Raw genomic sequence first — 21,660 nt, forward strand, 5'->3', positions numbered from 1 at the left:
GCCGGGGCATCTGTGCGGTGTGGCGTGGACCGGCGATGGTCTTAACGGTGTGACGAACGGCTTGACGTCTTACGGGAATCGGGCGTCGTGGCAATTGCCGGAGGCGTCATAAGACGGCATGTGCCGGATCCACCCGTATGGCGGTGCTCGGGGCTGTGCGCCGTCACCCATGATCGTTTCGCGCGCTCGCACGTTGGCGCACGAAACGAGGGGAATGTGCAGTGATCACACGTAAGAACATCGCCGTGCTGCTGTCCGCCGCCGTGATGACGGCGGGTCTCGCCATGACCGGCGGGGCCTCGGCCACGGCCGCCGCCGCTCCGGCGAAGGAGAAGGTCAGGCCGGCCGCCGAGTGCGGTGTCCGCTCCGACGGCCGTCTGTACTGCGGCAACAAGGTCGGGGCCAGGGGCTTCGCGGACCGCTCCTACCGCTCGGCGACCCGCGGCACCCTGACCACCGGCTTCAACTGGTTCGTCTGCTGGGGCCACGGCGACCCGCACGCGGGCCAGAACGACATCTGGTACTGGACGCAGCTCGACAACGGCGCCTGGGGCAACGTTCCGGCCGTCGACCTCTACACCGGCCAGGACCCGGCGCCCGGCCTGCGGGAGTGCTGAGACCGTTCGCCGCTCGGGGATGACCGCCTCCCGGTGCCGCGGGCACCGGGGTGCCGGGGTGCCGGGAGGCCAGGGTGCCGGGGTGCCGGGGGCCGGTCAGAATGGACCGTGACCTCAGAGCAGACCGAGACCCCCGACCCGCGCACCGGCCCGCCGACCACGGGCGGTGAGCGCGAGACGCTGCGCGGCTTCCTCGACTACCACCGCGAGACCCTCGCCATGAAGTGCGACGGCCTCACCGACGACGAACTGCGCCGCTGTTCCATGCCGCCGTCCACCCTCAGCCTGCTCGGGCTCGTCCGGCACATGGCCGAGGTCGAACGCGCCTGGTTCCGCCGGATCATCGACGGCGAGGACATCCCTCTCGTCTGGTCCGCCACCGGCGACTTCCAGGAGGCGTACGACGCCTCCGGCTCCACCCGCGACGAAGCCTTCTCCGCCTGGCACGCCGAGGTCGCCCACTCCCGCCGCATCGAGGGCGCCGCCCCCACCCTCGACCTCGTCGTCCACAACTCCCGCCACGACGAGGACGTTTCGCTCCGCCTGGTCATGCAGCACGTCATCCTCGAGTACGCCCGTCACAACGGCCACGCCGATCTGCTCCGCGAGGCCATCGACGGCACCGTCGGCGCCTGACGGCGCCGTTCCGCGTGGGCGCGCTCACCCGCGACGCTCCCGCAGGTCACCGCCCGCCCCGGGCGGCGCGGTTCGGTTGTTCCCGGACCACCGGCCGGTGGTGGCTTGTCGCGCAGTTCCTCGCGCCCCTGACGGGGCGGACTGTCTTTTGTCCGGGCGGTGAGCCGATCTTTTGAGGGGCGCGGGGCTGTGTTTGATGTGCGGCTGCCGCCGCGTGGGCGCGCTCAGCCATGACGCTCCCGCAGGTCACCGGCCGCCCCGGGCGGGGCGGTTCGGTTGTTCCCGGACCACCGGCCGGTGGGGGCTCGCCGCGCAGTTCCTCCCCCAGCCTTCGGCCGGGAGGTGCCCCCAGCGCCCGTGACGGGGCGGACTGTCTTTTGTCCGGGCGGTGAGCCGATCTTTTGAGGGGCGCGGGGAACTGCGCGACCAGCCACGGGGTTGGTGCGCCTTTGAGAACCGGCCTCCGTGGGGCAGATGCGGTTGTTTTCGGGCTGGCAGCCCGGCGGGGGTGGGTCGCGGCCCCTGGCGGGGCACGTCGTGGGTGAGGGCGGCGGAGTTCACGGGGCCGCCCGCCGCCCCCCCGGTGGTGCCGCCGCTTTCGGTGCGGCGGCACGGGAGTTGGGGCTACCGTCGAAGAGTGACCGGTGTGGAGATTGCGATCGGGTACGTGTGCGCGTGGCTGGTGGCCAAGGCGCGGCGGGTGGCGGGGCGGGCGGACGCGGAGGTGGACCGGGGTCTGGACGCCGGAATGGACCGGCTGCACACGCTGGTCTCCGGAGCGCTGGGGGAGGACCCGGCGCTGGAACGGGCGGCACGGGAGGCGGACGCCGGGGAGGTGTCCGCCAGGACGCGCCGTCGTCTGACCGACGCGCTGGACGAAGCGGTCGAGCAGGACGGGGAGTTGGCGGAGGCGCTGCGCCGCCTCGTTGACGAGGTACGGGCGTTGACGCCCGCCACGGCCTCGGCGGAAGGCGACGGCGTCGCCATCGGGGGGAACGTCGAGATCCGCGCGGACGGCGGCTCGGCCGCCGCCGTACGGATGGGTGACGTGACGATCGGAAACCCCCCGGCGCCGGACCCTCAGGTGCCGGGTCCGCCACAGGGCTGAGCGCACCCGGCGCTCCACCCGAAGAGCCCACGAGGACGCCAACGGCCGTCACGATAACGGCCGTTGACGGTTCCGTCGCGGCCCACACCGTCCACGGCGGACTCCACCAGCACCACCACCCGCCCCCGCGCCCGCCCGCCGCCTGGCCCGTACAGATCGGCGTCGTCCCGCGCGAGGCGGACTGCTTCCAGGACCGCGCGGCCGTCGGCGCCCTGGACGCGGCGCTCACCGACGCCGGTACGGCCGTGGTCGGCCAGGTCCTCACCGGCATGGGCGGCGTGGGCAAGACCCAACTCGCCGCGCGGCACGCCCGGGACGCGTGGCGGTCCGGCCGCCTCGACCTGCTGGTGTGGGTCACGGCGACCAGCCGCCAGGCGGTGGTGGACGGCCTCGCGGAGGCCGCGCAGACGCTGCTCGGGGCGGACCGCGAGGACCCCGAGCGCGCCGCCCGCGCCTTCCTGGCGTGGCTTGAGCCCAAACCCGCCCCGGAAGCGCCGCGTTGGCTCGTCGTCCTGGACGACGTCACCGACCCCGCCGACCTCACCGGCCTGTGGCCGCCCGACAGCCCCACCGGCCGTACGGTCGTCACCACCCGCAGCCGCGACGCCGCCCTCACCGGCCGGGGCCGTAGACAGGTCACCGTCGGCGTCTTCACCGAAGAGGAGAGCGAGGGCTATCTGACCACCGCCCTCGCCGCCCACGACCGCGAGCCGCTGCGCGAACTCATGGCGCTGGGCGGCGCATTGGGCTGGCTGCCGCTCGCCATGTCCCAGGCCACGGCGTACGTCGTGGACGCCGGAATCACCTGCGCGACCTACCGCGCCCGCCTCGCCGACCGCGCCCAGCGCCTCGCCGACCTGCGCCCCACCGCCCTGCCCGACGACCAGACCACCGGCGTCGCCGCCGCCTGGACCCTGTCGCTCGACCGCGCCGACCACCACGCCCCGGTCGGCCTCGCCCGCCCCATGCTCCAACTCGCCTCGATGCTCGACCCCAACGGCATCCCCGAGGCCGTCCTCACCGGCGCCCCGGCGCTCAACTGGCTCGCCCAAGAAGCCCCTTCCCAGGACACGGTCTCCTCCGACGACGCCGTCCGCACCCTCCGCGTCCTCCACCGCCTCAGCCTCCTCGACCACAGCCCCCGTATCCCGCACCGCGCCGTCCGCGTCCACCGCCTCGTCCAGCGCGCGGTGCGCGACACCTTGACCGAGGCGGAACAGGACGCGCTGGCGCGAGTGGCCGCCGACGGGTTGGTGGAAGCCTGGCCCGAGGTCGAGCGGGACACCGAACTGGCGCAGTCGCTGCGGGCGAACACGGCCGCCGTGATCGGGGTCGCGGAGAAGGCGCTGTACGAGCCCGCGTCGCACGTCGTGCTGCACCGCTACGGCAGGTCCCTGGGAATGGCGGGTCAAGTCTCCGATGCCATCTCCTACTACGCGAACGTCGTACGCGTGTCGCACACGCTTTTGGGCCCCGCCCACCGGCACACCTTGTTCAACCGTGCCGTCCTCGCCAACTGGTACGGGCGGGCGGGGGACGGTACGGCCGCCGCCGCGCTCGGGGAGTGGCTGGAGAGCCCGCATCTGAAGGTGAGCCCCGACGATCCACTCACGTTCGCCGTCCGCAGCGAGCTCGCTCACCAGGAAGGCGGCACAGGCGATCCGTCCTCAGCCGTCGCGACGTACGTCGAACTCCTGGCGGACGCCACGCAGGTGCTCGGCCCCGAGCATCCGCACACCTTCCTCCTCCGTGCCAGGCTTGCCAACTGGCTCGGCGTGGACAGCAGCGCCGCCGCCGCTGTCACCGCTCTCACGTCGGTGCTGGACGACATGGTCAAGGTGCTCGACCCCGAGCATCGCGACCTCCTTCTCGTACGCGAGCGGCTGGCCCACTGGCGAGCGAAGTCCGCCACTGACCGGACGCGTTGAAGCACCCGCTCCCGCCCCCTCTAGAACGTGCTGTGAAGTCCTTGTGAGGACCCCGCGATCCCCGCCCCGCACAAGGCGACAATTGGTGCTCCTGTGACTCCCGCCCCGGCGGCCGAGAAGGAATGAGCGCCGTGGAGCCGCTACAACCGGAGGACCCGGAGCAGATCGGGGGCCATCGGCTGCTGGCGCGACTGGGCGCGGGCGGAATGGGCGTGGTGTACCTGGGGCGTTCGCCGGGCGGGCGCGCGGTGGCGGTCAAGGTCGTCAAGGCCGGGTTCGCGCGGGACGCGCGCTATCGGGCGCGCTTTCGCAGGGAGGTGGCGGCGGCCCGTACGGTGACGGGGGCGTTCACCGCGCCGCTGCTGGACGCCGACGCGGACGCCGCCGTGCCGTGGCTGGTGACCGAGTACCTGCCGGGCCTGTCGCTGCGGGAGGCGGTCGGCGCGTACGGCGGTCTGCCGCCCGCCGCCGTGCGCCTGTTGGCGGCAGCCCTCGCCGAGGCGCTGGTGGACATCCACCGCGCGGGCCTCGCGCACCGGGACCTCAAGCCGGAGAACATCATGCTCACGGCGGGCGGCCCCCGCGTGATCGACTTCGGGATCGCCCGCCCCGACGGCGCCACGTCGATCACCGCCCCCGGCGCGCTGCTCGGCACGCCGGGCTTCATGTCGCCCGAACAGGCGTCCGGCGGGCTCGCGGGCTCCGACAGCGACATCTTCGCGCTCGGCGCGGTGCTGGTGTTCGCGGCGACCGGGCGGGAGCCCTTCGGCGACGGCGACCGGGCGGCCACGCTGGAACGGGTACGGCGCGCGCGGACGGATCTCACCGGGGTGACGGATCGGGGGCTGCGGGCCCTCGTCGCGTCCTGCCTGCGCCGCGAGCCCGGCGAACGCCCCAGCGCCGCCGCCCTGTTGGAACGGCTCGGCGAGCCGGAGGCGTCCGTGCAGGGCACGCGGTGGCTGCCGCCGCCGATGGCCGAGGCGGTGGACCGGCGGATGACGGGAGCGGAGCCGCCGCCGTACGCCCCGACGCCGGGGCAGGTGCGGCCCGAAGGAGCGCCGGGACCGCAGGCCGTGGCGCCGGGCCAGACGACGGCCGACCCGACGGCCGACCCGCCCGCCGGTCCGCCGCCGCTGCCGCCCGGGCCCCCGAAGCCACCCGGCACCCTCCGCGACCCGAGCCGCCGCACACTGCTGCTGACGGTGGCCGCCGTCGCCGCCGTACCCATCACGGCAGGGGTCGTACTGGCCGTACGGGGCACGGGATCGGACAAGGGCCCCGGGCCGACCGGCAAGGGCCGGGCGTCCGGCGGGCCGAAGCCGTCGAGCGGCCCGGCCTCGCCGCCGTCCCCCGCCGCGCCCCCGGAAGCCACCTCGCGGTGGAAGACCAAGGTGCCCGCCAACGGGCAGGGCTACCCCGACATCTACGCCACCGGCGACGTCCTCCTCACGGCGAACGACACGGGCGCTGCCGTGGCCCGCGCCCTCGACGCGCGCACCGGAAGGCAACTCTGGTCGCGACCCATCGACGTCGCCACCCAGGCATCCAAGATCACCGTCGGCGACGGCGCCGTGTTCGTGATCGACGAGCGCAAGAACGACACCTCCACGCTGCGCGCCCTCGACCCGGCGTCGGGAGCCACCCTGTGGACCTACCGGGTGCCGCTCATGAACTTCGTATGGGGCGCGGCGGCCACCGGCTCGATGGTCTGCGTCACGGGCGGCGACGCGGTGACGGCGTTCGACGCCAAGAGCGGCAAGGTCATCTGGCGGACGACCGTGGAAGGGCAGTACGCCACGGCGGGCGCCGGGCTCGTCCTGGTCGAGAGCACCGCGCGGGGCACCAACGCGATCACCGCCCTGTCCGCGACCACAGGCCGCGTCCGCTGGACGCACAAGCTGGCGGACCAGCCGATGGACACCGTCGTCGGCGGCGACGGCTTCGTGTTCACCCACGACGCGTACGGCAACCTGTTCGCTCTCCACTCCGCCACCGGCAAGGCCGCGTGGAACAAGACGGTGGACACGCGGAGTTCGTACCGCCGCACCGGCGGCGGCCTGCTCTTCGCCGACGGCGTCGACGGCCACATCCGCGCGCTGCGGGCCAGTACGGGCGCGGAGGTCTGGTCGCGCCGCATGGGCCAGGACACGGCGAGTCCGTACGGCGAGTCGACGGCGATCGGCCTGTCGGGCGGCACGCTGTGGGTCGGCACGACCGACTCCGTCGTCTACGCCCTCGACGCCGCAGACGGCAGCGTCCTGTGGACCTACGGCGCCGACGCGATGAACGAACCCGGCGCCTCCGCCGATCCGGCGTGGGGCGCGCTGGCAGTCGGCGGGCTCGTCGTCCTGGGCACACGGGACGGCTACCTCGACGCGGTCAGCCCGCCGGACGGAATCCGGAGCGGAACGCAGGACGGAAGCCGGAACGGAACGCCAGGCGGAAGCTGGAACGGAACGCCGGGCGCGACGTCAGGCGGCGTGGCACCGAGCGTCACACCGGGCGGAGCGCCGACCGTCACACCGGGCGGAGCGCCGAGCGTCACACCGGGCGGATCACCGAACGGAGCCCCGAATGCTGCGGCTTGAACCCGGCGACCCCGGTACGGTCGGCCCGTACCGGACCCTGGCGCGCATCGGCACGGGCGGCATGGCCACCGTCTACCTGGCCCGTTCCCGGGGCGGCCGGTCCGTCGCCGTCAAGGTCATGCACGCCGACCTCGCCCGCGAACTCCCGTACCGCGAACGGTTCCGACGTGAGATCGCCGCCAACTCCGCCGTGGGCGGCGTCCACAGCCCCTCCGTCCTCGGCGCGGACCCCGACGCCGCCACGCCCTGGATGGCCACCGAATTCCTGCCGTCGCTCTCCCTGCGCGACACCGTCGAGCGCTTCGGCCCGCTCCCGGCCGCCTCTGTCCGCCGCCTCGCCGCCGGTCTCGCCGAAGCCCTCGCCGACCTCCACCGCAACGGGGTCGCCCACCTCGACGTCAAGCCGGCGAACGTCCTGCTGACGGCCGACGGCCCCCGGCTGATCGACTTCGGCATCGCGACGACGGCCCCGCCCGCGCCGCCCGGGACGCCGCCCGGACCCGGCCACGTATCGGTCAACGCGTCCGGCCACGCGGGCTCTTGGGGCTTCATGTCCCCGGAGCAGGTCGCGGGCGCGGCCGGTCCGCCGAGCGACGTCTACTCGTTGGGCGCGACGCTGGCGTACGCGTACGGGAGCGCCGACGGCGGGGTCGAGGACGGCGGCGGTACGGACGCGCTGCGTGCCCTCGTCGCCGACTGCCGACGGCCCGACGCCGCCGCGCGCCCGACCGCCGCCGCGCTGGTCCAACGGCTCGCCCCGGCGCCGGACGAGAGCGCGGTCCCCGCCGTCCACTGGCTCCCGCCGCAGGTCGTCACGGCCATCGACGCGAACGCGAGCGCCGCCGACAACCCGCCCGGCCTCTCGCCGCCGTCAACCGGGCCGGGGCGGCGCCGCGTCCTGCTGGGCGGCGTGGCGGCGGCCGTCGTGGCCGTGGCCGGGGCCACGGCGGCGGTGCTGGCCACGCACTCGGACGGCTCGTCGTCCGGTGAGGGACCGGGCGGTGACGGGAAGTCGCGTACGACGCCCACGCGTTCGCGCGCGAGCGCCACCCCCACGGCCACGGCGGCCCCCACGGCCCCCACGCCCTCGGCGAAGCCGGTCTCCCTGGTCTTCGAGGTCACGGGGACCGGCACCCTGACGACGGTCTCGTACGCCGTCAACGGCAAGGTGACCAGGAGCAGGAAGCCGCAGAAGCTGCCCTGGCGCAGGACGGTCGAGGTGCCGGGGGTCGCGGGCTCCGTCGGCTGGGAGATCAGGCTCACCCTCGGCTCGGGCACGGCGCACTGCCGCATCCTGCTGGACGGCAGCGCGGTGTTCGACCAACGCGCTCCCACCAAAACGCCGTTCGGTCCGACGTATCCCACCGACATCGCGGGGGGCGGGTCCAGTTCCCTGCCGGGACCCCTCCCGGGGCTCGACGGTTAGCGTGTGCGCCCCCGGCCGAGGAGAAAGGCATTCACCATGGTGAGCAAAGTCAGCTTCCTGCCCAAGGACATCGGCAGCCTCAGCCGGGGAATTCCCGCCGCCGTGCCCGGCACGCTCTTCGTGCTCGGCCCGAGCGGCGGCATGAGCGTCGCCCCGGACGCGGACTTCGCCGTGATGTTCGGCCGCAACGAGCTGGACGTCCACGTCTGCGTCGGCACGGGCGACGCGTGCGTCAGCCGCCGCCAGGGGATCATCACCTACGCGCACTCCCGCTGGACCCTCGGCAACACGGGCAAGCTGCCGATCCGCCTTCCCGGTTCACGTCTCGTACTCGGCGGTGACCAGGCCGAGTTGAGCACCGGCTACACCCCGCTCTTCATCGTCGCCCCGCGCCAGGAGCACCTGCTGGAGGTCCGGATCGCCTCCGCCGGCCCGCATCCCGGCGCCGCCGTCCGGAGCTCGGCCTCCGTCGCCCACGAGCGCGAGACCAGCGACCGCGAGACCCGCGACCTCACCGACGAGGAGAAGCTGGTCCTCACCTGCCTCGCCCAGCGCTACCTCCGCAACGACCCCCAGCCCCAGCCCCTCACCTGGTCCCAGGTCGCCTACGAACTCACCGACCTCCACCCCGCCGACCCCTGGAGCGCCAAACGCGCGGCCCACGTCGTCGCCAAGCTCCGCCGCCGTCTCCACCGCGAGACCGACATCCGCGGCCTCCTCGAACACGAGGTGCCCCCGCCGGTCGGCAACGCGCTCAACCACAACCTCATCACCGACCTTCTGCTCACCACCACGATCACCAAGGCCGACCTGGACCTCCTGGGCGACTGACGACGGCGATTGAGAATGACGGCGATTGAGGATGACGGCGATATAGGACGGGCGACAGACGACGGCGATAACCACGCCCGCCCGGTGAAGTGGCTTGGTCAGCCCGCCAGTTCGCCGAGGAGCCTCCAGGTGCGCAGGCGGTCCGCCTCGCCCGCGATGTCGGTGCCCGAGAACACCACCTCGGTCGCGCCGGCGTCCCGGTAGCGCCGTACCTCGGCCGCGACCGTCTCCTCGTCGCCGATGACCGCGACGTCGGAGGCGCGCCGGCCGCCGGAGAGTTCGATGGCGCGCGCGTAGGAGGGGATCTGCTCGTAGAAGGCCAGTTGCTCGGTGGCCTTCGCCCGGACCGCGTCGACGTCGTCCGTCACCACGCCGGACACCAGGGCCACGATCCGGGGCGCGGGGCGGCCCGCCGCCCGCGCCGCCGCGGTGACGGCCGGGACGATGTGCTCGCTCAGGGCGCGCGGCCCGGCCAGGTAGGGCAGGATGCCGTCGGCGAGTTCCCCGCTGACGCGCAGGGCCTGGGGCCCCATCGCGGCGACCAGCAGCGGAACACCGCCCTCGGCGCCCGGCACGCGCGCGGGGACCGGGGTGGCGGCGGTGAGCAGTTCGCCGTGGAAGTCGGCGGCGCCGGTCTGCGTCAACTGCCGCAGGGCGGTGAGGAATTCGCGCAGGCGGGCCACGGGCCGCTCGAAGGGGATGCCGAATCCGGCCTCGGTCAGCAGCTTGGTGCCGAGCGCGAGCCCGAGGTGGTAGCGGCCGTGCGTGGCCGCCTGGGCGGTCTGGGCCTGGCTGGAGACCAGCAGCGGGTGCCGCCCGAAGACCGGGATCGCGGAGGTGCCGACGTGGAGGCCGGGCACCTCACGTCCGACGATCGCGGCGAGCTGCGGCGAGTCGGCGCCGAAGGTCTGCCCGAACCAGGCCGAGCGCAGGCCGTGGGCCGCGGCCTCACGGGCGAGTTCTACGGTGGCGTCGACCTGGTTCGCCGCCTCGGACGCGTGGAGTGTCACTCCTACAGTCATGGTGGTGAGAACCCCGCGCTCCTGACCAGGTATTCCGCCGAGTGTGACGGCGTCGTGTCAGGTGTGTGAACCGGGGGCGGAAGGACACCGGGCCGGGTCGCGGTCGGCCGGCGTCCGGCCCCGCCGGCCCGCCCGCGGCGCGCGTCCGCACCGGCCGACCGGCTCACTTGTGGCGAACCGGTGCCGGGCGCGCGCCCGGCTGTGACACGATCCGGTGAGACCGTGTTCTGGTGGGCGCGGGAACGGACGCCGGGGGGTGGCGGTAGTGCGGTTGAGTATTGCGGCGGTGGACGAGGACGGGGCCGCTGAGCTGCGGGAGCTGTCCGAGTGGCTGCGCACCGACGAGGACGGTCCCGACGAGGTCCGGCTGGCGACGCGGACCGGCGGTACGGCCGGGGAGATGGGCCCCGTCGAGGTCATCGACCTCGTGCTCACGCACGCCGTGGCCCTCGCCAACCTCGCCGTGGTGTACGCCGGTTGGTGGAAGTCGCGGGCTCCGCGCCCGCCGGGATCGGGCTTCACCTTCACCCGTGAATCCGACGGGCTGACCGTGACCGTGTCGGGGCAGGACGGTTCAGAAGAGGCCGTACGCCGCCTGCTGGCCGTCCTCGCGGAGCCGCAGCAGCCGCCCGCGGGGCCGCCCGAGGTGGAGTAGGGCCGTGGAACTCGCCGACCCGCTCCGCTCGTACGCCGTCCTCATCGGCTCATCGACCTTCGCCGACCCGGGCCTCGACGACCTGCCGGCCGTCGCGAACAACCTCGCCCGCTTAGGGGAGTTGCTCGAAGACCCCACCGTCTGGGGCCTGCCGCCCGACCGCTGCGTACGGGTCCCGGAACCCGCGTCGCCGGGCGAGGTGCTGGACGCGGTCCACGACGCGGCCCGCAGGACCGAGGACACGCTGCTCGTGTACTACGCGGGCCACGGCCTCAGCGACGCCGACGGCCTGCTGCTGACGCTGCCGTCCACCGACCCCCAACGCCCGTACACCTCGGTCGGTTTCGACTCCGTGCGCCGCGAAGTCCTCACCGCCCGACGGGACGCGAACCGCATCGTGATCCTCGACTGCTGCTACAGCGGCGGCGCGCTCGTCGGCGGCATGAGCGGCGGCGGCGCGGCGAACGCGCCGGTCGAGATGGCCGAGCAGACCCGTATCGCCGGGTCGTACCTCCTCACCGCGAGCGCCGCCACCCGCAAGGCGCTCGCCCCGCCCGGCGAGACCTACACCGCCTTCACCGGCGAGCTGATCCGCCTCCTCGACCAGGGCCTGCCCGGCGGCGACTCCCTGATCGAGGTCACCAGCGTCTACGAGCGGCTGCGCGGCGAACTCCTCGCCAAGGGACGGCCGTTGCCGCAGCAGCGGCTGAGCAACACCGGCCGCACGCTGGCCATCGCCCGCAACCGGTACGGGGCGGCGCACGCGGCGCCGCCGCCGTCCGAGACGCTGCCGGGCCCGAAGCCCGCCCCGCCCGCCCTCACGATCCCGGACGACCTGAAGGAGGCGCTGCGAGGAAAGCCCCGCGCCCTCGCGAGGGAGTACGTGCGGTGGGGGCAGACCGAAGGCGGACGCGCGCACGCCCGGGAACTGCTGCGCCTCGCGGGCGCGTTGCGGCCCCCGCAGGAGGTCGCGGCGCTCGTCGCCCTTCTGAACGGGGACAGTTGGGGCATCCCCTTCCAGGAAGTCGCCGCGCGCGGCCCGCAGGCGGTCGTGGAGTGCCTGGAGGCGCTGTACGCGGTGGACGGCGCGGAAGAGGCCCCGCACGGGCTGATCGAGGTGGTGACCACCCAGATCCCCGAAATCGTCGTGGGCACGGTGCGGGCGCTGCGCGCCGCCGGATACCCGGCCGAGGCGGACCGGCTGCTGTCCAGGACGGTCGCGGAGAACGCGTACACCGAGTACGTCCTCGGCCTGCTCGGCGCCCTGTGGTCCGCGGAGCTGGACGCCGACGCCGACCGCGTCCTGGCCGAGGCCACCACCGAGTCGGACGAGGAGGCCGTACGGTTCGCGGACGCGCTGCTGACGATGGGCCGTCGGCAGAAGGCGTTCGAGCTGTACGTGCGGGCCGCGGCGGTCGTCGTCCGAAGGTCGCCGGGCGACCTCATCCGCGTCCTGAAGGCGTTGGACGAGGAGCGGGAGGAGGAGCGGGAGGAGGAGCGAACCGGGGGCCGGCTGCCCGAGACGGCGGACGCGCGGATCGTCCTGCTCCAGGGATTCGCGACCACCCTGCTCGACACCGCCGTCGCGGAGGCCGAAACACCCGCCGGGCTGGCCGAGTTGTGCGAGGCGCTGTGGAGCGCGGGCATGGAGGGCCGCGCGCTGATCGCGCTCGCGGCAGCCGCCGAGTCGTACGACGCCCCTGCCGTCGTGGAGCTGGCCGACGCCCTCCGTGAGAGCGGCCACGCGGACGGCGTACGCCACCTGATGCGCGCCGCCGCTTTCACGCATCCCGTCGAGACGACCCCCTACTTCGTGGAGGCGCTGCGCGACATGGGCTGGCCGGTGGACGCCAACCGGCTGCTCGCCACCGCCCTGACCCGCTCGCCCGAGGAGATCGCGGCGCTGCTCGCGTCGTTCGGGCCGGGCCGGGAGCGGGACCGCGCCCAACTGGTCACTGCCGTCAACAGCCGCCCGGTCGCCGACCGGCTCCGGCTCCTCAGCGGTCTGCTGGCAGCGCCGGGCGACTACGAGGACTTCCTCGCCTCGGTCGCGCTCCTGCCGGACGAGGACTTCCTGGAGGTCCTGGAGGCGCTGCGCGCCGCCGACGACCCGACCGCCCTGGTCACGCTGTTCCGCTTCCAGATCCGCGCCGACCCGATGGGAGCCGCGAGGCGGCTGCTCTTCCTCATCGACAACGCGGAGGCGTTCGGCGTCGAGAGGGCCGTGCTGGCCGCGCTCGCCGCCAAGGAGCGGGACGGCGACAGCGAGCTGTCGGTCGCCGAGGTGAGCCGTCTGGTCGGTCCGACCGCCGCCCTCGAAGCGCGCGTCTACGCCACCGCCGCGCTGTGGGCCGCCGGATACGGCGAGCAGGTCCGCACCGCCCTGTCCCGCCAGCACTACGTGGCGACAGGCACCTACCTGGTGAGGTGGCTCGTCGCCCTGCACGACCACTCCCTGCCGGAGTGCGTCAACGCGGTCATCGCCAGCCGCTCCCTCACCGAGAGCAGCCCGCCCATCCTGGCCGACCTCGTCGCCGGTCTCGCCGAGGCGGACATGAAGGACGCCGCCACCTTCGCCCTCAAGCGGTACGCCTTCGCTCTCGGCCCCCAACAGGTCAGCGCCCTCGCCCGCCGTCTCGCCCTCATGCCCGCCCTCCCGGCCCCGTCCCGCCGATGACCGTCGCTGTCAGTGGGCCCGTATAACCTCGGGCGCATGCCCGTTGAACGGCGCCGACGCGCGCGGACGTATGAGCCCGACCGGACGTGGGGGGCGCTCACCGCGCAGGCGGGGCATCTCCGGTCGGCCGTGAGCGCCCTGACGGGGGAGCGGCTCCAGCGGGAGAGCGGGCTGCCCGGCTGGGACGTACGGACGCTCGTCGCGCATGTCGTACGGCAGACCGTGGTGCTGCCGCGTTACGTGGCCGAAGCCGTGCCCGCCGGGAAAGGGCAGCTGACCGACCTGGACACCTGGGCCGTCTCGACGGCCGGGATCGCCGACCGGCTGGACGCCACGACCAAGGAGGCCGCCGCGGCCATGGGGGACCCGGCCGAGGCGATGGCGGCGGCGGCCGAGGAACTGGCCGGGTGCAGGGAGCGGGCGCTGCGGACGGATCTGGTGGTGCCGGACGTGTTCGGCGGGATGCGGGCGCTGGACTTCACCGTGACGCGGCTCGTGGAGCTGGTGGTGCACAGCGACGACCTGGCGCGGGCGACCGGCGTGGACGTGCCGCTGGACCGGCACGCCGTCGCGGCCGTCGTCCGGCTGCTCGCGGACGCGCTCGCCGCCAAGGCGCCGGGCAATTCCGTGGAGGTCCGCGTCCCGCCGTACGCGGCGGTGCAGTGCGTCGAGGGCCCGCGGCACACCCGGGGCACGCCGCCGAATGTCGTGGAGACCGATCCGCTGACCTGGCTCCGGCTGGCGACCGGCCGTACGACCTGGGCGCGGGAAGTGGACGCCGCGACCGTGAGCGCCAGCGGCGAGCGTGCCGACCTGGACGCGTACCTCCCCGTCCTGGGCTGACCTCCCCACCGGACGACGACCCGGCCCCCGGACCGGTGGCACCCGAACGGCGGGGCCCACGTCACATGCCCTTGCCCCGCAAGGCACTACGCGCATAGAACCTGGAGATGCAAGGGTCGCCCGTTCGGACGATGGGCAATCCTGCCCTAGACTCGTGAACGTGCCTCGTGGTGATGGACGACTCAGCCACGACCTGCTCCCCGGTGAGAAGGGCCCCCAGGACGCCTGCGGCGTTTTCGGTGTCTGGGCCCCCGGTGAAGAGGTCGCCAAACTCACCTATTTCGGGCTGTATGCCCTGCAGCACCGCGGTCAGGAGTCCGCGGGCATCGCAGTGAGCAACGGCTCCCAGATTCTGGTCTTCAAGGACATGGGCCTGGTCTCCCAGGTCTTCGACGAGACCTCCCTCGGCTCGCTGACCGGCCACATCGCCGTCGGCCACGCCCGCTACTCGACCACCGGCGCCTCCGTGTGGGAGAACGCGCAGCCCACCTTCCGCGCCACCGCCCAGGGCTCCATCGCCCTCGGGCACAACGGCAATCTGGTCAACACGGCCGAGCTGGCCGAACTGGTCGCCTCCCTCCCGCAGGGCCCGGGGCGGGCCACCAAGGTCGCCGCCACCAACGACACCGACCTGGTCACCGCGCTGCTCGCGGGCCAGGTCGACGACGAGGGCAACCCGCTCTCCGTCGAGCAGGCCGCCACGAAGGTGCTGCCGCAGGTCAAGGGCGCCTTCAGCCTCGTCTTCATGGACGAGCACACCCTGTACGCGGCCCGCGACCTCCAGGGCATCCGCCCGCTGGTCCTCGGCCGCCTGGAGCGCGGCTGGGTCGTCGCCTCCGAGACCGCCGCCCTCGACATCTGCGGCGCCAGCTTCGTCCGGGAGATCGAGCCCGGCGAGCTGATCGCCATCGACGAGAACGGCCTGCGCACCTCCCGCTTCGCCGAGGCCGCCCCCAAGGGCTGCGTCTTCGAGTACGTCTACCTCGCCCGCCCCGACACCGACATCGCCGGGCGCAACGTCTACCTCTCCCGCGTCGAGATGGGCCGCCGTCTCGCCAAGGAGGCCCCGGTCGACGCCGACCTGGTGATACCGACTCCGGAGTCCGGCACCCCGGCCGCCGTCGGGTACGCCGAGGCCAGCGGTATCCCGTACGGCTCCGGGCTGGTCAAGAACAGCTACGTCGGCCGTACGTTCATCCAGCCGTCGCAGACCATCAGGCAGCTCGGCATCCGGCTCAAGCTCAATCCGCTCAAGGAAGTCATCCGCGGCAAGCGCCTGGTGGTCGTGGACGACTCGATTGTCCGCGGCAACACCCAGCGCGCCCTGGTCCGGATGCTCCGCGAGGCGGGCGCCGCCGAGGTGCACGTACGGATCTCGTCGCCGCCCGTGAAGTGGCCCTGCTTCTTCGGCATCGACTTCGCCACCCGCGCGGAACTGATCGCCAACGGCATGACCGTGGACGAGATCGGCACCTCGCTGGGCGCGGACTCGCTCGCGTACATCTCCATCGACGCCATGGTCGAGGCGACCACCATCCCCAAGGACAACCTCTGCCGCGCCTGCTTCGACGGCGTGTACCCGATGGACCTGCCCGACCCGGAACTGCTGGGCAAGCAGTTGCTGGAGACCGAACTGGCCGGTGGCGCGGACGCCGCGGACGCGCTCCGCCGCCCGTAGGCTCCGCGGCAGCCACGCAGCCCTCCGCACGAACGACACGAAGGTTCCCCAGCTATGTCTGAGTCAACCGGCGCCGCCTCCACCGGCGCTGACTTCTCCGGTGCCAGCTACGCCTCCGCGGGCGTCGACATCAAGGCCGGCGACCGTGCCGTCCACCTGATGAAGGAGTGGGTCCGCAAGGCCACCCGCCCCGAGGTGGTCGGCGGGCTCGGCGGCTTCGCCGGACTCTTCGACGCCTCCGCGCTCAAGCGGTACGAGCGCCCGCTGCTCGCCTCCGCGACCGACGGCGTCGGCACCAAGGTGGACATCGCCCGCCGTATGGGCGTCTACGACACGATCGGCCACGACCTGGTCGGCATGGTCGTGGACGACCTCGTGGTGTGCGGCGCGGAACCGCTGTTCATGACCGACTACATCTGCGTCGGCAAGGTCTACCCCGAGCGGGTCGCGGCCATCGTCAAGGGCATCGCCGAGGGCTGTGTGCTCGCGGGCTGCGCGCTGGTCGGCGGCGAGACCGCCGAGCACCCGGGGCTGCTGGCCGCGGACGACTTCGACGTGGCGGGCGCGGGCACCGGAGTGGTCGAGGCCGACCAGGTGCTGGGCGCGGACCTGATCCGGCCCGGTGACGCGGTCGTCGCCATCGAGTCGTCGGGGCTGCACTCCAACGGCTACAGCCTGGTCCGGCACGTGCTGTTCGACCGGGCGGGCTGGTCGCTGGACCGGCAGGTGCCGGAGTTCGGCCGCACGCTCGGCGAGGAGCTGCTGGAGCCGACGAAGATCTACTCGCTGGACTGCCTGGCGCTGACCCGTACCACCGAGGTGCACGCCTTCTCGCACATCACCGGCGGCGGGCTCGCCAACAACCTGGCGCGGGTCGTCCCCGACCACCTGCGGGCCACCGTCGACCGCTCCACCTGGGAACCCGCGCCGGTCTTCGGACTGGTCGGGGAGCTGGGCGGGGTCGAGCGCCTGGAGCTGGAGAAGACGCTGAACATGGGTGTCGGCATGATCGCCGTCCTGCCGCAGGAGTCCGTGGACGTCGCGCTCGCGACCCTCGCCGACCGGGGTGTCGGGGCCTGGGTGAGCGGCGAGATCACGGCACGCGAAAGCGGCACGGCGGCCGTCGAACTGACCGGCGACTACGCGCGGTAGAGCGGTGGGGTCCTCAGCGCCGACGAGCCGACGACGAAACCCGGTCCGGGGCGGGACCCCGGACCGGGCCGACGTGACATGCGGTGATGTGCGTCTACGTGACAGGTGTCAAGCGTGACGGCGCTGGGGGGATGACTCGGACTCGTCGTCCTCGTCCCCGTCGTTGTTGTAGCGATCCGCGTACTGTGCGTACGGGTCGTCATCCTCGTCGTCATCGTCCTCGACAGGCTCCGGATTGACCGGAAGCGGTGACGATGCGCCCAGCTCGTCGGCCAGACGTGAGAGATCCGTGCCGCCGCTGTTGTACTTCAGCTGGCGGGCGACCTTCGTCTGCTTGGCCTTGGCCCGGCCGCGCCCCATGGCTCGACCCCCTTAACGGCGGGGCTCAGCGGCCCCGAGTCTTGACACGCGTTCATGATTCGGAGCGGCCTCCCCGGAGAGAGACCGGTCCGTAGGCCCACAACGGTACCTGCTTCCGACGCCGCACGGTACGTCGCCCGCACGACACGCGTCGGAACAGGGGTCGTTCACGGCCCTGTTCTGCCTGGTCAGGGCCGATTTTACCTTCTTCTAGCGCGAACTTGCTATCGGGCCGTGCTGTCGGTCACGCGGACCCCTCCGGACGCAGCCATTCCGAAGCCGGTGTACGGTCCGCGATCCGCTGTTCCGCGAGCCTGTCCGCGGCCACGGCCGGGGGGACGCCGTCGGTCCTGGCCCGGTCGAAAATGGCCAGAGTCGTGTCGTAGATCTTCGTGGCCTTGGTCTTCGCGCGGTCAAAATCAAAACCGTGCAGCTCGTCCGCGACCTGGATCACGCCACCGGCGTTCACCACGTAGTCCGGCGCGTAGAGGATGCCGCGGTCGGCGAGGTCCTTCTCGACTCCGGGGTGGGCGAGCTGGTTGTTGGCCGCGCCGCAGACCACCGTGGCGGTCAGCGCGGCGACCGTCGCGTCGTCCAGGGCGCCGCCGAGCGCGCAGGGCGCGTACACGTCGAGCGGGGTGCGCACCAGCACCTGCGCGTCGCTCACCGAGGTGACCCGCGGGTGACGGGCGACGATCCGGTCGACGGCGTCCGCGCGGACGTCGGTGATCACGACCTCGGCGCCGTCCTCCAGCAGGTGCTCCACCAGGTGGTGGCCGACCTTGCCGACGCCGGCCACGCCGACCCGGCGGCCGCGCAGGGTCGGCTCGCCCCACTGGGTCTTCGCGGCGGCGCGCATGCCCTGGAAGACACCGAAGGCGGTGAGCACGGAGGAGTCGCCGGCGCCGCCGTTCTCCGGCGAGCGGCCGGTCGTCCAGCGGTTCTCGCGGGCCACGACGTCCATGTCCGCGACATAGGTGCCGACGTCGCACGCGGTGACGTACCGGCCGCCGAGCGAGGCCACGAACCGGCCGTAGGCGAGCAGCAGTTCCTCGGTCTTGAGCGTGTCGGGGTCGCCGATGACGACGGCCTTGCCGCCGCCGTGGTCGAGCCCGGCGAGCGCGTTCTTGTACGACATGCCGCGGGAGAGGTTGAGCGCGTCCTCGACGGCCTCCTCGTCGGAGGCGTAGGCGTGGAAGCGGGTGCCGCCGAGGGCCGGGCCCAGGGCGGTCGAGTGGAGCGCGATGACGGCCTTGAGGCCGGTTGCGCGGTCCTGGCACAGGACGACCTGCTCGTGCCCGCCCTGTTCCGATCGGAACAGTTTGGCGAGGACGGTCGACGCGGTGGAGCCGGTCGACTCGACTGACGAGGAGCGGTCGGTCTGTCGTACGTCGGTCACGGTGGTGACTCCCATAGTCCAGTTTTTCCGGGCGAACCCGGTTGGCCTTGCTGGCCTCCGGCTCCCCGTGCGGGTGGCGGGAGGCCGGATATGCAGAAGGGTAGGCCCTGGGCGGGCGATCATGGGACCGCGTACATGTGTGGGTTTCCGGTGATCCCGCGACGGTTTTTCACAGTGGCCGGGATCACCTCCGGGGCGGGGGGTCGCGTGGGACGATCGGAGCATCAAGGCCGTGACGAGGGAGCGGGTGTGGGCGGTTCACCGGTACTGGTCCCGTACGCGGCCTATTTGCGGGTCTACGAGCCCCTGGCGGCCTTTCCAGAGCCCGAACGCACCCACTGGTACCGGTATGCGTCGGCCGGGCTGACGCGTACCGCTCAGGACGAGCTACGGCAGTCCCTGGCCGACCTTTTGCCGGTGCCCCCGGTGGCCGTCCCGGTGCACGAGAGCGGCGACGCCTTCGTGGCCGTGGTCTCCGGTGTCACCCACATCTGCCCCTGGCGCACCCGGCTGCGCGGCTGGCTCGCCCTGGAGAACGTGGGGGAGCTGCTGCCCGAGCCGGTGCTGGACGCGATGCTGCCGCCGGTCGTACGCCGGCAGGCCGCCGCCGACCACGAGAGCTGGCGGGAGCGGAATCCGGACGCCCGGCCCTGGATCCGCTCGGCCACCTGGCACGTGCCGGTGCGCTGGTTCGCCCTCGTCGGGGACGACGAGCGGGAGTACGAGCCGTCGGGCGCGGGGGAGTCGAAGGAGCCGCTGCTGCGGTACCGCACGCCCATGGTCCAGGCCAGGCGGCGGGTCGCGCGGGCGCTGCGGGTGCTCAAGGACGCCCTGGACGAGGGCCCGTTGATCGACGGGCTGATCGATGTGGGGCGCTGGCTCGAGGAGTTCCACCCGCGCTCGCTGGTCGAGCTGGACTACGGCGGCCTGGTGCACGTGATGGGCCAGGACACGCTCGCGGAGGACCGCTCGGCGGCCGATGTGGCCGAGGGGCTCGCCGCGCTGCGGGCCGGGGACTCGGCGGCGGCCGGGGTGGCGTACGAGCGGCTGACCGACCGGTGGCGGGCGGTCAGGGAGCTTCAGTTCTCCAGTTGAGGGCAGGCAGGACGTGACGCGGGTCACGGTCGGGGCTCCGGCGGAATGTGCGCCGAAGCTCTGGCCCTGGCATCGACTCCGCGTTCGACGCATGGGCCGATGTGACCTTCGGCGCAGGGTTCGCGGGTCCTCTGTTGTCTCGTTGTGTCTCTTCCGCCTCTCAGCTTGCCTTTTGGCATCGAGAGCGGCGGTAATGGCCCAAGCGTGACGGAGAGCACGTAAGCGGACTCTTGCCTGCATCACCATGTCTCGTGTCAAAATGGGACATCGGGTCCTCCTCGGACTCGTTTCGAAGGTGGGGATGGGGCAGATGATCAGGTTGTGACTGATCGTCACGTTGGTGTGACTGTCCGCTATGGCATGGTCCATCGGCTTCCGCCGAGCTTGAACACCTGAGAGGGCAATTCCATCGGTTTGGCCGACGAGGCTGGACGGATGGTGTAGTTGTAGTGCCGAGGACAAGCCGTTCGTCCTATTACCGACTCGGCCCGCGTCTGCCATTTCGGGCAACGTGGGTCAAGGTGCAGAATTTAGAGGAAAGAACCGCGTTGGTTCGGTTCTCTCGAGGAGGCCGCTCATGACCGCTCGCACCCCTGATGCCGAGCCGTTGCTAACCCCTGCTGAGGTCGCCACCATGTTCCGCGTCGACCCGAAGACGGTCACGCGCTGGGCAAAGGCCGGCAAGCTCACATCCATCCGCACGCTCGGCGGGCACCGCCGCTACCGCGAGGCGGAGGTCCGCGCGCTGTTGGCGGGCATTCCGCAGCAGCGCAGCGAGGCCTGACAGCCCTTTTGGGCGGCTAACGGGGCCCCCACCCCATACGTCGCCCGGCCCGAAGGCCACCTGCCCCCATCAGGGACGCCGGAGGGAGCTACGAGCTCTACCAGCTCCACCCAGCTTCACCAAGACCGCATCGGACTCCGCCGGGTCCGATGCGGTCTTTTTCGTGCCCGCGGCGGCCCGGGGCGGCCCGCGGCGGCCCGCGGCGGCGCCGGGGCGGCGCGGGGTCATGTGGGGCCGCGCGGGCGGTTTGTGGGCGTTCCGTGCGCGCCGGGGGCGTGGTCTGTGGGGTCCTGGGGGCGGTTGCGTGCTAGCGCCGGAGTCGTCCCCAGGGAGGTGCAATTGCACATATTAAATCGAGAGCCTTCCGGAGGGCGTCGAGTTCCCCACTCCCGAAACGGGTTTCCGTGACTCCCGTCACACGCCGGGCTCTTGTGGATCTTGATCCCCGTGCGCTAATGAACTCCCCCCGGCGCGGAGGGAGTAGGCCGAGAGCGCTCTCCGCGCCGACGCCGGTGCCCCGCCCGCGGCGGTACGAGGAGGCCATAGCGGGCGCGGCTTCGGGGAACAGCGAAAGGGCCCGCACCTTGAGGAGGCACGGGCCTTGCGACGTACTGTTGTGCGGTCTGCGGGGACAGCGAAAAGACCCGCACCTGAGGAGGTGCGGGTCTACTGGCAGACGGTACGGCGGTCCTGACGGGATTTGAACCCGCGGCCTCCACCTTGACAGGGTGGCGAGCACTCCAAACTGCTCCACAGGACCTGGTGTCACAGCCTGTTGGGCTCGGCTGCGAGACAGACTGTACAGCAGGTCAGGGGGTGGGGTCGAACTCGTTGCCGGGGGGCGGCCGGGCGGTGCGGGGC

At 72.7% G+C, this 21,660-nt stretch carries 17 protein-coding genes and 1 tRNA gene; 14 read left to right on the forward strand and 4 right to left on the reverse strand.

What is annotated here, in order from left to right:
- Nucleotides 1–221: 221 nt before the first annotated feature.
- The 7 genes from ACZ4EF_RS00780 to ACZ4EF_RS00810 all read left to right on the forward strand — a co-directional run bounded on the left by ACZ4EF_RS00780 (nt 222) and on the right by ACZ4EF_RS00810 (nt 9,134).
- Nucleotides 222–617 carry a hypothetical protein gene (locus tag ACZ4EF_RS00780; protein WP_355336141.1) on the forward strand — a complete coding sequence of 132 codons (396 nt, stop codon included), beginning with the start codon at nt 222–224 and terminating at the stop codon, nt 615–617.
- 108 nt (nt 618–725) lie between these two features.
- Nucleotides 726–1,253: a DinB family protein gene (locus ACZ4EF_RS00785; RefSeq protein ID WP_391130444.1), complete on the forward strand. Its 528-nt coding sequence runs from the start codon at nt 726–728 to the stop codon at nt 1,251–1,253.
- A gap of 646 nt (nt 1,254–1,899) precedes the next feature.
- Nucleotides 1,900–2,361 carry a hypothetical protein gene (locus ACZ4EF_RS00790; RefSeq protein WP_467502031.1) on the forward strand — a complete coding sequence of 154 codons (462 nt, stop codon included), beginning with the start codon at nt 1,900–1,902 and terminating at the stop codon, nt 2,359–2,361.
- 245 nt (nt 2,362–2,606) lie between these two features.
- Nucleotides 2,607–4,289, forward strand: a complete 1,683-nt coding sequence (locus ACZ4EF_RS00795; RefSeq protein WP_467502032.1) for a DUF7779 domain-containing protein — start codon at nt 2,607–2,609, stop codon at nt 4,287–4,289.
- Nucleotides 4,290–4,420: 131 nt separating this feature from the next.
- Entirely contained in the window at nt 4,421–6,877 is a 2,457-nt protein-coding gene (locus tag ACZ4EF_RS00800) for a serine/threonine-protein kinase (RefSeq protein WP_467502033.1), read from the forward strand.
- Nucleotides 6,864–8,303 carry a serine/threonine-protein kinase gene (locus ACZ4EF_RS00805; protein WP_467502034.1) on the forward strand — a complete coding sequence of 480 codons (1,440 nt, stop codon included), beginning with the start codon at nt 6,864–6,866 and terminating at the stop codon, nt 8,301–8,303. The genes ACZ4EF_RS00800 and ACZ4EF_RS00805 overlap by 14 nt, the downstream gene beginning before the upstream one ends.
- Nucleotides 8,304–8,339: 36 nt before the next feature.
- Entirely contained in the window at nt 8,340–9,134 is a 795-nt protein-coding gene (locus ACZ4EF_RS00810) for a hypothetical protein (protein ID WP_467502035.1), read from the forward strand.
- A gap of 98 nt (nt 9,135–9,232) precedes the next feature.
- Here ACZ4EF_RS00810 and ACZ4EF_RS00815 read toward each other — a convergent pair whose 3' ends face one another.
- Nucleotides 9,233–10,189: a TIGR03564 family F420-dependent LLM class oxidoreductase gene (locus tag ACZ4EF_RS00815; protein ID WP_401314307.1), complete on the reverse strand. Its 957-nt coding sequence runs from the start codon at nt 10,187–10,189 to the stop codon at nt 9,233–9,235.
- Between the two features lie 253 nt (nt 10,190–10,442).
- Between ACZ4EF_RS00815 and ACZ4EF_RS00820 the strand changes: the two genes are divergently transcribed.
- The 5 genes from ACZ4EF_RS00820 to purM all read left to right on the forward strand — a co-directional run bounded on the left by ACZ4EF_RS00820 (nt 10,443) and on the right by purM (nt 17,161).
- A complete protein-coding gene (locus tag ACZ4EF_RS00820; RefSeq protein WP_391159385.1) occupies nt 10,443–10,811 on the forward strand; it encodes an effector-associated constant component EACC1 in 369 nt (122 codons plus the stop codon).
- A gap of 4 nt (nt 10,812–10,815) precedes the next feature.
- Nucleotides 10,816–13,488, forward strand: coding sequence for a caspase, EACC1-associated type (locus ACZ4EF_RS00825; protein WP_467502037.1), 2,673 nt, complete (start codon nt 10,816–10,818; stop codon nt 13,486–13,488).
- Nucleotides 13,489–13,524: 36 nt separating this feature from the next.
- The gene (locus tag ACZ4EF_RS00830; RefSeq protein WP_402710515.1) at nt 13,525–14,331 is read left to right on the forward strand and encodes a maleylpyruvate isomerase family mycothiol-dependent enzyme; all 807 of its coding nucleotides are present in this window, start codon (nt 13,525–13,527) and stop codon (nt 14,329–14,331) included.
- 160 nt (nt 14,332–14,491) lie between these two features.
- Nucleotides 14,492–16,009 carry an amidophosphoribosyltransferase gene (gene purF / locus ACZ4EF_RS00835; RefSeq protein ID WP_355336160.1) on the forward strand — a complete coding sequence of 506 codons (1,518 nt, stop codon included), beginning with the start codon at nt 14,492–14,494 and terminating at the stop codon, nt 16,007–16,009.
- A gap of 54 nt (nt 16,010–16,063) precedes the next feature.
- On the forward strand, nt 16,064–17,161 hold the full coding sequence (gene purM / locus ACZ4EF_RS00840; RefSeq protein WP_467502040.1) for a phosphoribosylformylglycinamidine cyclo-ligase: 1,098 nt from the start codon (nt 16,064–16,066) through the stop codon (nt 17,159–17,161).
- A 108-nt stretch (nt 17,162–17,269) separates the two neighbouring features.
- On the opposite strand, the gene ACZ4EF_RS00845 is transcribed toward purM, so the two are convergent.
- On the reverse strand, nt 17,270–17,521 hold the full coding sequence (locus tag ACZ4EF_RS00845) for a DUF3073 domain-containing protein (protein WP_355336163.1): 252 nt from the start codon (nt 17,519–17,521) through the stop codon (nt 17,270–17,272).
- Nucleotides 17,522–17,765: 244 nt separating this feature from the next.
- Nucleotides 17,766–18,935 carry a Leu/Phe/Val dehydrogenase gene (locus ACZ4EF_RS00850; RefSeq protein ID WP_355336165.1) on the reverse strand — a complete coding sequence of 390 codons (1,170 nt, stop codon included), beginning with the start codon at nt 18,933–18,935 and terminating at the stop codon, nt 17,766–17,768.
- A 234-nt stretch (nt 18,936–19,169) separates the two neighbouring features.
- Between ACZ4EF_RS00850 and ACZ4EF_RS00855 the strand changes: the two genes are divergently transcribed.
- A complete protein-coding gene (locus ACZ4EF_RS00855; protein ID WP_355336167.1) occupies nt 19,170–20,015 on the forward strand; it encodes a DUF8083 family protein in 846 nt (281 codons plus the stop codon).
- Nucleotides 20,016–20,592: 577 nt separating this feature from the next.
- Nucleotides 20,593–20,799: a developmental transcriptional regulator BldC gene (bldC, locus tag ACZ4EF_RS00860; RefSeq protein ID WP_003949541.1), complete on the forward strand. Its 207-nt coding sequence runs from the start codon at nt 20,593–20,595 to the stop codon at nt 20,797–20,799.
- Between the two features lie 685 nt (nt 20,800–21,484).
- On the opposite strand, the gene ACZ4EF_RS00865 is transcribed toward bldC, so the two are convergent.
- Nucleotides 21,485–21,559: transfer RNA gene (locus tag ACZ4EF_RS00865), tRNA-Asp, on the reverse strand.
- Nucleotides 21,560–21,660 lie beyond the last annotated feature (101 nt).

Source organism: Streptomyces sp. NPDC025721 (assembly GCF_055558595.1).